7 protein-coding genes are annotated in these 12692 nt (G+C 48.1%); all 7 read right to left on the reverse strand.

The genetic code is table 11. The annotated features are described in order from the left end of the window. Positions 1-4: 4 nt before the first annotated feature. Positions 5-2971, reverse strand: a complete 2967-nt coding sequence (locus D4L85_RS03770) for a PAS domain-containing protein (protein WP_119753059.1) — start codon at positions 2969-2971, stop codon at positions 5-7. 244 nt (positions 2972-3215) lie between these two features. After that, on the reverse strand, positions 3216-3806 hold the full coding sequence (locus D4L85_RS03775) for a hypothetical protein (protein WP_119753060.1): 591 nt from the start codon (positions 3804-3806) through the stop codon (positions 3216-3218). A gap of 85 nt (positions 3807-3891) precedes the next feature. Next, on the reverse strand, positions 3892-5004 hold the full coding sequence (lpxB, locus tag D4L85_RS03780; RefSeq protein ID WP_119753061.1) for a lipid-A-disaccharide synthase: 1113 nt from the start codon (positions 5002-5004) through the stop codon (positions 3892-3894). Between the two features lie 44 nt (positions 5005-5048). Then, positions 5049-5468 carry a 6-pyruvoyl trahydropterin synthase family protein gene (locus D4L85_RS03785; RefSeq protein ID WP_119753062.1) on the reverse strand — a complete coding sequence of 140 codons (420 nt, stop codon included), beginning with the start codon at positions 5466-5468 and terminating at the stop codon, positions 5049-5051. Positions 5469-5596: 128 nt separating this feature from the next. Beyond that, positions 5597-7096, reverse strand: a complete 1500-nt coding sequence (locus tag D4L85_RS03790; protein ID WP_119753063.1) for a SusD/RagB family nutrient-binding outer membrane lipoprotein — start codon at positions 7094-7096, stop codon at positions 5597-5599. Between the two features lie 21 nt (positions 7097-7117). Beyond that, a complete protein-coding gene (locus D4L85_RS03795) occupies positions 7118-10462 on the reverse strand; it encodes a SusC/RagA family TonB-linked outer membrane protein (protein WP_119753064.1) in 3345 nt (1114 codons plus the stop codon). A 304-nt stretch (positions 10463-10766) separates the two neighbouring features. Next, positions 10767-12689, reverse strand: a complete 1923-nt coding sequence (locus D4L85_RS03800) for an OmpA family protein (RefSeq protein WP_119753065.1) — start codon at positions 12687-12689, stop codon at positions 10767-10769. Positions 12690-12692 lie beyond the last annotated feature (3 nt).

Raw genomic sequence — 12692 nt, forward strand, 5'->3', positions numbered from 1 at the left:
TCTCTTAGACAATTCGTTTAGTTACTGTTTCTGTATTGGGAGCAGTTAAAAATTCGGTCGAAAATCTTATTTGAAAATCGGTTCCATTTTTTCTAAGAACCGAAAACTCCCCTCCCAACTGTTTCACAAAAATGTAGATGAGGGACATCCCGAAGCTACCGGTTTCCCGTGGCGCAACATTCTCCGGCAGCCCAATGCCGTTATCACAGACACTCAATAAAAAATTTCCCTCCTCCTGCAAGAAACGGACAACGATCTTCCCTCTGCTTTCCGGGGGAAAGGCGTGTTTAATGGCGTTTGTGACCAATTCATTCACAATTAAGCCGCAGTACGTGGCCACGTCGGATGGAAGTTGAACTGGCAAAATTTCCTTCTTCGTCTCCACGATCAAGTCCGGTCTATAAAATGAAACCTGGATATCTTTCAGCACTCTGTTCAAAAAGTCATCGATGTTCACCGAATCAAGTTCTTCGGTTTGAAGAAGGCGCTCATGCAGCACGGCGATGGACTTTACCTTTTGACGCAGGCCTTCCAAAAATTCGCGAATGTCGTTTTGTTTAAAGGTGGCCAGCTTCAGATACACAATGCTGGAGATCAGTTGAAGATTGTTCTTGATGCGGTGATGCACTTCCTTTATCAGCGTCTCCTTTTCCTTCAGTGATTGAAGTATTTTCTGTCCCGCTAATTTCTCCTGGGTTTGATCATACACGACAGAAATCCCACTCAACGGATTCCCCTGCTCATCCCGAAAAAATAAGCCCTGCGATTTTATATACCGGACCTCGTGATCCACTGGTCTTATGATCCGGTACTCATCGTAGTAGTGGCTGCCCGGCGACGTCAGCAAGCCCTTGTCTCGTTTCATTTTAGCTTCACGGTCATCGGGGTGAACGATTCCCCAATACTTCTCGCGCGTAAGCACACCTTCCTCGATACCAAATATTTCCCTCAACTTGTCGTCGCATTCCCAGGAGTCGTTCACAAAATCGATTTGCCAAACTCCCAATCGCGCGGCTTTATGGGCAAGCTCCAGTCGTTTCCCCAATTTTTTTGTTTCGGTGATGTCGGTGACCACGGTGAGCGATCGTGTCACCCGGCCTTGCCCGTCATACTCAGCACTGGACGATAAAAGTGTATTTAAAACTCTACCGCTTTTGGTCACAAAATCAAATTCCAAATTGCGCGCCACGCCTGACCGGATAAAATCTACCAACTCCTTAGTCCCTTTTTCCCTTGACTCAGCCGTCATGAATTCCACACTTCGCTTTCCAAGAACCTCCTCCCGGGAATATCCCATTTTTTGCAACCAGAAATCACTTACCCTGCTCAGTTTTCCATCCACTTCAATGGAGTGCATCATTACGGGGGTGTTGTTATACAGGAGTTTGAATCGTTGCTCGCTCCTTCTTATTTCCTCTTCCGCCATTTTGCGGGCCGTGATATCCAGCATGATGCCGCGAAGCAAAATGGGCTTGCCGTCTTTATGAATAACGGTGACCTTGTCCTGAATCCATACCTCACAGCCCTCGCGGGTGATCATGCGATACTCGAAATCATGATCGCGCAATTTCCTTGTGGACAGCTTACAAAAATTAACGGCCCGCTCCCTGTCTTCGGGATGAATTTTATTTGCCCAGAAGTTAGGTTCCGTATGCCAATTGGAAACCGGGTAACCTAATATCTTTTCCGCCTGTTTGCTGACAAACTTAAATTCAAAAGTCTGTGCATCGGCTTCCCAAACAATACCATCTATGGTGCCCACCAATGAATGGAACTTGTCCATTTCGGTGGCCAGTGCTCTAAAATTTCCCTGTGCTATACGTTCAATCTCTTTGCGCTTAAGTTCAGCCAGCTTACGCCCGGTGATGTCATGCATGAATCCAAACCAACAATGCTCTCCATTCTTTTCCTTGTATGCATTCGAGGCGCCGGCTATCCATTTGACAGAGCCATTGGGCATGATCACCCTAAACTCGCTTTCCCAAGGGAGATCATTATGAAATCCATCTCGCATAGCCTGTCTGATTAGCGGTAGATCATCAGGATGAATGATCTCGGTTAACCCCCGTGCTTTTATTTTTTCGGCTGAAATTCCAAACAACGATTCACATCCATTGCTGACAAAAAGAAATTGACCGTTGCTTTCATCCTTGAGCTGGTATTTGAAAATCATTCCCGGCACGTTGTCCGCCAAACGCTGGAACAACTCGTTCGCATCAACGAGTGCTTCTTGTGCCTTTTTCGGCTCCGTTATCTCGTGAAGAATTCCCAAGGCAGTGCCTCCTTTAAAAATACCCAGGGCTTTGATCCAGATCTTCCTGCCGGTTGCCGTGATCATTTCAAACTCCACGTTTACCACCTTTTTCTCAGCGCCAAGGCCGCGCATACCCTCTTCAATTTTTTGCTGCACCTCCGAGCGAAAATCAGGATGGATATACGTCTTTAAAAATTGTTCAATCGGTATCGATTGAGGTTCGTCGACCACCACATCCAATAGCTGAAATAATTCTTTGCTCACCGTCAGAAGAAAAGTTTGCAGATCCAATTCGGCGCTTCCCATTTTTCCGAAAATCAGGGTCTCGCTGTGGTTGGCGCTAGCCTTCTCATTTTTAATCGAAACAGCTTCGCAAACGCTTTCTAAAAAATCGACAAAGCAATCCATGCCGTCAAAGCTGATGGGTTTGCGCAGTACAGCTAGTAAGATCTCTTTGCCTTTGCTCGTACGATGAATTACCGGGCCGAAATTGACGGGCTTTTTGGATGTCGCTGTTTTCGGTCTAGAAAGCGTTTCCGGCCTGATCTTGGAAATATTCAACGCCTTGTCTGAAGTTGACAAGCCCAGCACTCGCTTTGCTTCTTTATTATATTTCAACACACACCCGTTGTCCTGGCGATAGATAATCACCGGCATGGGCAGTTCATCGAAGGCGAAGGAAGGGTCTCTTTTGTGGCCGTTCGGTCTTACAGTCATCACATCAAAAAAAATCAAAATTACATATTGATAATCAAGGATGTAAGGACGTTTATACGTAGGTAGAAGTACTTACTTTAATTGTGATACGAGCCTTATGATAGCGATTACGCACGGCAAAAAATGTCACCGTTGCCGTAGTTCCGACCGTCGTTTGACTGCGGCGTGTGGTCTTTCTAGATGAGATGAGATGGAGTCGGACGCAGAGGGTACGATGAATAAATCGAGAACTCAGTTACACTGGCTAATAGAAACCTTCCTGTTGAATTGTATCTTTAAAACGCAAGCTATCCCAAAATCTGCAATCATCTAGATTAAATTCTTGCCTATTATTAAGATAACCCGTATAGCTTCGGCCTGCTAAGTTGTGAAAACGCAAGATATAAGACATTTTTTCATATGTCTCGGAATTGATATGAATTGCTCCATGGTGGGCGTATATATCCCAGTTTAAAGAATCTTGCGGGTTCGAATCCAATTCGGCAAAATGCACCAAACCATCATACACCCACACTTTTGTAATGGGTTCATAAATCTTCAAAATAACAAAAATAGCGCAATGCCGTTTTTGTGAATCATATAAAATGGTATCAATGTTGACAATTGTATTTTTATCAAAAGCCAGTGCATTATAAGGATCTTCCTTATCCTCAATTATACTTGACAATTTCTTTACAAGAAGAATACTATCGTGTTCATATTGATTCCGATCAACCACTATTTGACAGTGAAATTTACTTTGCGTCTTAAATCGCTCTCTTACTCTTTCATCTTTGTTACAGCTTAGGAGCTGAACGGCAAGCGCGCAACTTACCAGTGTCCATTTATTCCACATTCTCGTTCATTCATCTTGACGTCCTTGATCTCATTTAATTTTCAACCTATTCGACGTATTGTAGATGGGAAGGTTTACTTCCTAATTACCGAATCAAATACCCCGTCATCAGCGCCGCCGCATTCTCAGAAGCAGAACCCGTGTCCAATATTTTTATGATCTCGTCGTAGCCATTCAGAACTTCTTTTCGGCGGGGGGAATCAATGAGAAGTTGTTTGAGTTCGCCAGCAAGATGGTCAACGTTAGCATCGTCCTGGATCATTTCTTTGACCACTTCTCTTCCGGCAATGAGATTGACAAGCGAAATGTAAGGCACCTGAATGACCCACTTGCTGATCTTGTAATTTATCCAACTTGTTTTGTACACGACGATCTGTGGCACTCTAAAAAGCGCTGTCTCGAGTGTAGCGGTTCCTGACGTGACGATAGCTGCCCGGGCATGAGAAAGTAAATCGTATGTCTGTTCCTCCACGTAGCTCACATTTTTTAATTCTGAAAAAGGAGCGTACAGCGTTTTATCCAGATTGGAAACGGCTGCGACAGCAAACTGGTATTCCGGAAACCTGCGCGCAACATCTGCCATAACGGGAACAAGGCGCTCTAGTTCTTGCTTGCGACTGCCAGGAAGCAGTGCAATGATTTCTTTGTTGCCGCTCAAATTCCATTTCGACAAAAACTGATCATCCCGGTGATGGGCCTTGACAGCGTCCAAAACAGGGTTGCCAACGTAGTCTACATCCCATTGAAATTTTTTGAAGAAGTCCTTCTCGAATGGAAGAATTACAAACATCCGGTCGACGTTTTTCTTGAGCTCACGGGCCCTGTATACGCCCCAAGCCCACACTTTAGGCGTGATATAGTAGAAGTTTTTGAATCCATTCTTTTTGCAGAAGGCCGCAATCTGTCGGTTAAAGCCACCGTAGTCGATGAGGATAACCACATCGGGCTTGAAGTCCTTGATGTCGGCGGTGCATTGCTTGATGAATTTTGAGATCCGGTTTAAGTTGAGCACCACTTGGGCGAAACCCATAAAGGCCATCTCTGAATAATGCAGGGTCAACGTTACGCCCGCCTCTTGCATATACTCTCCACCAAAACCCCGGAAGGTAGCCTGGGGATCGCGTTGCCGAAGCGCCTTGACGAGGTTGCCGCCGTGTAAATCACCTGATCGTTCGCCCGCAATGATATAATAGCGCATATGGAATTTACGAGGTAAGGCCGGTAAGGTACGGGCTTTCGGGTTTATTCTCCAAAGTAGTCCACGTAATTGCGGGGCGTTTCATAGAGACGCAGGCTGTGCAGTTTGCCGTGTGGGGTGATGCTCGGGAGGTGTGTATGTAAAATACGCCAGATTTCGATGATGAGATTTTCGCAGCTGGCCAGCTTGCCGGTCATGAAATCGACATCCAGGTTCAGGTTTTTGTGGTCGAGTTTGTCGATCACTTCCTTTCGGATGAGGTTGCTCAGTTGCTTCAGGTCAACGACAAAACCGGTGTCAGGGTCGGGTTGGCCCTTCACGGTGACGATAAGTTCGAAGTTGTGGCCGTGCCAGTTATCGTTTGCGCAGGGCCCAAAGACCTCCACGTTCCGCTCCTGCGACCATTTGGGGTTGTAGAGCTTATGGGCGGCGTTGAAGTGTTCTTTGCGACTGACGTAGACCATTTTGTACGGGATTCTGCTGCAAATATAGGGGGATGGTGAACAGACGCCAAATACGAGATGATACGGGCTTTTAAACAAAGAAGGGCTGCCTTGCGGCAACCCTTCTCGTTTAAAAATATTGTTCTCTACTATTGGAACACTTCGAGCAGATCGAACAGACCCGGTGAAGGGCGAGGTGTAGAAGTATTGGAGTTAACTTCTACCTGAGCGATCAGGAAGCGTTGAGGGATGACAGAGCCGGTGTTGGGTGTAAGACCCAAAACTTCCCAGTTTTGTTTGCCTGAGAAAGAGCCGAAACCTTTTCTGTGGAGGTCAACAAAAACATCCATTGTGGAGAGAAGAGATATGTATTTCTCTTTGGTGATCTCCACGTAAAGAGCATCGGCAGGATCCAAATTGCCGGGGTTTCCTGCTCCACTCGGATCGAAATCCGTCAAATCATAAGCTTGGTAGTGGCCTGCGCCCGTTACATATTCCGGATTCAGGTATCCCCCTCCATCCAGGTAAGCGCGGTAGTCATTCAACACATCCAAGGCTGCGGTAGTGCCGGAAAGACGCAAGGTAGTCTCTGCCAGGATCAGTTGGTTTTCACGATAGGTAACGATAGGGAAAGATGCTCTGTTGGAGAACATACCATCCGGCTCGCCGTCGTCGTAATCATAACCTGAAACGTTCAGATCATAGCCATCTGCCAGGCTTCCATAGAAAATGTAAGTGAAACGATCGGACTCATCGGTCTTCGCATTATTCTTGCTGTAGGCTGCCGCGTTGTTAGTAGGATCGATCATACGGGCTGCGTAAGAATCCGAAGCACCCATGTAACCGGGACGGTCATAAACAAGGAACGAATAGTAGATGTTGAAATCCAGGTTATAAGAGTCACCATGTTTTGCCATCAAGTCATCAGCGCCATCGCTCAATCCGAGTGCTGCTGCATCATGTGCTTTCTGGAAATCGCCTAACTGAAGATAGATCTTTGCTTTCACGGTATTGGCTACGGCAGTCCATTTTGCATCGTCACCGGCAACCGCTGAGTAAAAAATATCACCGTCATACGAAGTTCCGGGAGAAGCACCAGCAATGTTTGCCAACGCCTGATCCAACAAGGTCAACAACGCTGCGTAGATCTCCTTCTGGTCATCGAATTTCGGGTTGGGAAACTCTGTCAAGTTGTTGGCTTGAGAATAAGGAATATCACCGAACAGGGAAGCTGCCGTGATCATCGTGTGGGCTTCCAAGATCTGAGCCAACGCCAATGCGCGTTTGTTGTTCAACGCGGTTGCCTTCTGCTGGGCAATGCGCCAAGGTTTCAAAACGCCGCTATACAGGTTACCCCAAGCATTGTCATAGTCAGGAGCAGTAGACGTGTAGTTGTTCAACGTCACATATTGACGGTCTGTTCCGGTGAATTGGCCAGCCCACATGCCTCCGATGCGTGCCAGTTCGCCTTCCACAAATCCGATGTAAGCCACTTCGGCAGAGTTGATTACCTGGCCCAAAGATGCATCCGTCGGCAATGTAGGATCGTATTCGCTTACGCCATCCGTAAATTTCTCGCAGGAGGTAATTGTCGCACCCACCATCAGGATAAGGGCAACCCTCTTAAATAATTTCGTGTATTTTTTCATAATGAGATTCCTAAAGGTTGATCAATAATTAATCTTGATGGTGAATAAGTAGGAACGGGTGGAGGGGTTGTTAAAGTACTCCAAGCCGCGACCATTCGAAACACCGGTAAGGTTAGTCTCAGGATCGTTACCAATGTATTTCACATCCGGACCAGTGATCCAGAGGTTTCTGCCCGTGAGGGAGAAGTCGATGGAGGTCAACTTGGTTGCTGCTCTGAAACCGGGCGAATTCAGCGAATACGCCAGCGTCACTTCGCGGATGCGGGTGTTGGTTGCTTTCTTGATGAATTGGCTTGCTACAGGACCAAAACCACCACCGGTAGAGGTGTACCAGCCTTGTTCCAGGGCAACGTTGCCAGCACCGTAGTTGGCGAGGCTACCTCTGAAAGTATAAGTACCATCTGCATTAGGAGTATAACGTTGTGCAACGGTCTTGCCAGACGTCAGTGTTCCGTATACCGGGATAGTGGCCGCATCGGCAGCCGATACTGTGGTCTGAACATCGGTGTCGGTAGAGCGACCAAAGTTGTTCATGATACCGTGAGTACCTGCCCAGATGTCGCCACCTTGTGTTCTGTCAACTAATACATACAAAGACAATCCTTTGAAGGAGAATGTGTTTCCGATGCCAGCTTTCCAATCCGGGTTGGGGTTACCAATAACCGATTCGTTGGCGGCCGCTTGAGGATATCCTCTCTCGTCCAGGATAAGATTTCCTTGGGCATCTTTCATCCAATCTACACCCCACAGTACGCCGATAGGTTGTCCTTCAACCGCTCTGGAGGATGTACCTGCAAAACCATTCAAGAACAGCGAAGAAGTTCCGGCAAGGCTGGTAACCTTGTTGCGATACATCGACCACGTGCCATTGATTTGCCAGGTGAAGCCTCCCACCTTAAGAATGGTGGCGGACAGATCAAACTCCAAGCCGTGTGTTTGCAGTGTAGCGGCGTTAGCTGTCTTTTGATTAAAACCTGTAGAAGGTGCAGTCGCTACGGGCAAAATGGCATCTTTTGTTTCGTTCGTAAAGTAAGTGGCACTCAACGAAACGCGATCCTGGAAGAATCTCAAGTCGGTACCAAATTCAAATTCGGTTTTTCTTTCAGGTTTCAGGTAGGCGTTACCCAGGGTCGTGCTTTCAACATAACCACCATTTCCGTAGGCGGAAGAAAGCAATTGCGAACCCCATCCGTCGGCAAATCCACCGGCGGCGTAGTACGTTGCTGTATTATAAGGTGTAGGTTGAACACCCACCTGGCCAAAGCCTGCGCGAAGTTTACCAAAGTTGAGGACACGGGAATCCATCAGCTGTGTGAATTGCCATGCCAATGTTGCTGCGGGATAGAAGAAGGTGCTGCTCACGGCGCGACCAAAGGTCGATGCACTTTCTGCTCTGCCTGTCAAATTCAAGAACAACTGATCCTTGAAAGCTAAATCGATGGTAGAGTAGATCGCTGCTGTGCGTTGCACCTGAAAGCTGTTATACGGGTTCTGCGTGGCAGGACCGGCGTTTGTCAGATCCAACGGAACGTGGCTGCTGAGGATAAAATTCTGGGCATAACCACCGATTCTTTCAAAAGTACGTTGGTTCAAGTTCATACCCACCATAGCGATAAGGTTGAAATCTTTGCTAATGTTGAATTTACCGCGGCCAAAAAGATCGCCGTTGTACTGGGTTTCGCGAATGGTTTGAAGATCCAGTCTACCACCGGGCAGTGAAGCCGAAAGGGGATCGAGGAAGTCGTAGCGACGGTCGGTATAGCTATCAACGCCGGCACGAGCTGTAACATCAAGCCATTTCAATGGCGCAAGGCCCAATTCGAACGAACCCATGAAACGGTCAACATCCGTTGTGCTGATGTTGTGGTTTTGAGACCAGATCGGGTTATCATAGGTAGAGTTGGTCCGGATACCCAGCGGGTTGCGATACGACCGTTGACGATCGGGGAATTTCACACCGTTGGCATCTGTATAGGTACCTTCAAATATCGAGTTGTCGAAGTCAGGAGATGTTCTCAAACCACCCAGGTACAATCCGGAAGTGTTGGAACCCATTTGCGTACGGTTCGATTTGGTCTTTGTGTAACCAAAGTTAGAGCCGATGCGCACTACGCTGTTGAACCGTTTGTTTGTATTTACGCGGAAAGATGTGCGATCGTAGTTGCTGTTTGTCAGGATCACACCGTCTTGCTTCATGTTGTCGATGCTGATGTAGAAGTTATCGTCCTTATCACCACCGTTCAAGGATACACCAAAGTCATTGTAGCTTCCGGTCTTGAAGATCTGATCTTTGTAATCATAGATGTTTTGCGAGTTCTTTCCTCCGTGAGGCGCGGCGGCTGTACCATTGGCGATGTTGTAGATCTTGTTTCCTTTGGCATCCTCAAAATATCCTTGGTAGCCGGCTGCGGCAGGATCGGTGATGTAGGCATCGGCTCCACCTGTACGACCCGGAATATAATCACCCCAGCTCCATCCGCTGGTAGGTGTATTCTGGAATCTCATCAATGAACCGCTACCCCAGTTGTGTGTGAGGTCGTGGGTGATGTAAACCTTGTCTTCGGAACGCGTGTATTTCAATGACACGTTGATCTTTCCTTTTTGGCTGGAACCTTTCTTGGTGGTGATCACCATTACACCGTTGGCGGCGCGAGTTCCCCACAAGGCTGCTGCACTGGCACCTTTGAGAATTTCCACGGACTGAATATCGTCCGGGTTCAAGTCGTTAAGACGGGATTGTTGAACGGTACCGCCCACCATACCATCTGTAGCACTGATACCAGTCGATGAGTTGTAGATCGGCATACCATCCAATACGATGAGGGGTTGGAGGTTACCGGTGATTGTACTTTGACCGCGAATCTGGATGTATGCGCCAGCGCCGGGATCACCACTGTTTTTAACAATGTTAACACCCGATGCCTTGCCGGCCAAACCGGCGATCAGTGTAGATTCACCTGACTTGGTTGCTGCGCTACCCGAGATTTGCGAAGTAGCAGTACCCAGCTCGTCTTTGTTCTGCTCGATACCGAGCGCCGACACCACTACTTCCGAAAGCTGGGTCACGTCAGACTCCATGTTAACGTCAACAGTGGTTCTGGAACCAACCTCAACTTCTTGAGATTTCAAACCAATAAATGAAAAAACAAGTGTTCCTCCTGAAGCGGGGACACTTATAGAATACTGTCCATCAGCATCGGTAACGGATCCCGTTGTCGTGCCCTTTAAGAGGACGTTTACGCCCGGAAGAGGTTTGCCATCTTCTTGTGACAAAAGCCTCCCCGTAACAATTCGCTCCTGCGCCCGCAACTCGCCACTGGCGAGAGCAAACACCGCTGTTAAGCATACAAGTAGAAATTTCCGCATTTTGTTAAGTTTAGGTTAATGAAGTTATTTACCCAACCCCCTGCGGGGGAGTTGAGCGTTCAAACTTATAACAAAATCTTAAATCGTAAAACTAACGTACCTTAGTATGTGGTACTTATTTTCAGTGTTTTGTCCCCACAAACGGGGTACTTTAAGGGCAAACCCCAAATAAAAATGGGCCGGAAATCGATTTAAAACGGGATATTAGGCCCTCCGTTGGCGTTTTTGGCGCCCGGCCCTCACCCTGCTGAATTGGGATAAACGGTTGTTTTTGTACAAGAAATATTGCTTCGTGAACAGAATATTACTTCACAATCCTGAATTCGATCCTTCTGTTTTGCTGTCGTCCCTCCTCCGTCTCGTTTGAGGCCACAGGCTTATCTGGTCCGAAACCTTTCGTAGAAAGGCGTTTTTTGTCGACACCGGATTTGACTAAATAATTATAAACAGAGAGCGCGCGTTTTTCGGAAAGCTGGCGGTTATAGTCCGCAGCGCCGGAGTTGTCCGTGTGGCCGCTGATCTGAACCCGTATGCCGGGGTTCTCATTGAGGAAGCGGACGATCTTTTGCAACTCCGCAGCAGACCTTTGCTGCAGGTCATATTTATCTACATCGAAAAAAATGTTGTTGAGGACGGCCACCGAACCCTCTTTTACTTTCTCGAGATCGATGTTGACGACGATGGGCTGGAAATCCCTGACCTCAGAATAATTAAAATTATAGCTCTTGAAGAGATAGCCCGGCTTGTTGATGTACAGTGCATAGTTTGCTCCCTGCGTGAGCACCATCAGATATTCTCCGTTCACCGAATCGGACTCCACCAGCGATTCGATGGCGTTGCTGCCGATGTTGATCAACTCCACCTTTGCGGCCAGCGGATGTTGGTCGTCCTTGTCGCGGATGATGCCTCGCACATAGTTGCTGCGATACTTCATCTGGTTTTCAGCAGGGATGTCGATCTCGAAGATCTTGCTCCGGGAATGGCCGTTGGGCAGGTCTTCTTCGTGGGCGTAGTATCCTTTCTTGCCATCGGCCGTGATGAACAAGGCGTATTGATCATCGTGGTCGTTCAACGGTGCTCCAAAATTTCTGGGAGCCGACCAGCCTGCAGAATCTTTTTCGACATAAAAAATATCATATCCTCCAAAGCCGGGCAACCCATTGGAGGCAAAGAACAGCGTGCGGTTGTTGGCGTGAATGAAAGGCGACATCTCATCAAATTGAGAGTTCACTCCTTTTCCGGCGTTGACGGCTTTGGTCCACCGTCCGTCTTCTCCTAGGGTAGAGACCCAGATGTCGTTGCGGCCCAGGCCGGCGCGGCGGTCGGAGACAAAGTATAGCGTGCGGCCGTCGGCGGAGAGCGAGGGTTGTGATTCCCAATCGATGCTGTTCACGTTGCGGCCAAGGTTTGTGGGCACTGTCCAGTCGTCGCCGATCTTTCGGCTTTCATACAGGTCGCAGCTGCCGACGCCATCGCGGCCGGCACACGAGGTAAAAATTAGTTTCCGGCCATCGGCAGAGACGGTGCAGGTTCCTTCGTTGAGACGGGTATTGATGTTTTTGGAAATCGACACTGGTGGCGTCCAGCGACCGCGGTCATCCTTTTTGCTCACCATCAGGTCTTCGGTGTCGTTGGGATCGTTGCTTTCGCGACGTGTGAAGATCAATTGCTTTTGGTCCGCCGTTAGCACGGGAAAATATTGGAGCACAAAACAGTTAACGGTATCGCTCAGCGGCCGCTGGTGATACGCCGATGTTTCGTTTTTGTTTTTCAAAGCAAATTCGGCACTCCTGAACAACATCGTGGCCCGGTCGATCCGGGATTTGCTCTGGCTTTCGTTGTTCACAAATGCACTGAGGACCTTCATGGCTTTTTCATAGCTGCCCGTCAGCAAATAGAGCTCACCGAGGTCATACCAGAAAAGTTTTTGCAGGCGCAGGTCGTTGGTGAGGGCAAGGCCTTTCTCATAGATCTCGATGGCCTTGGTGTCTTGCTTCATGTTGGCATAGGTGAGGCCCAGGCGGAAATAAGCTTCCACAAACTTGTCGTCTTTGTCCAGGGCCTGGCTCAGCAGGTTGATGGCCTCTGCGAATTGGCCGCGCACGCGAAAATTATCGGCCTGTACATAGAGTTCGTAGGCCTTCTTTGACTTGGTGGTTAACTGGGGTTGCGAAAACGCTACCGTGCTACACAGCAACAGCAGCACGATGGCGGCGGCATGATTCATGCC

It is taken from the genome of Chryseolinea soli (assembly GCF_003589925.1).
Classification (GTDB): Bacteria; Bacteroidota; Bacteroidia; order Cytophagales; family Cyclobacteriaceae; genus Chryseolinea; species Chryseolinea soli.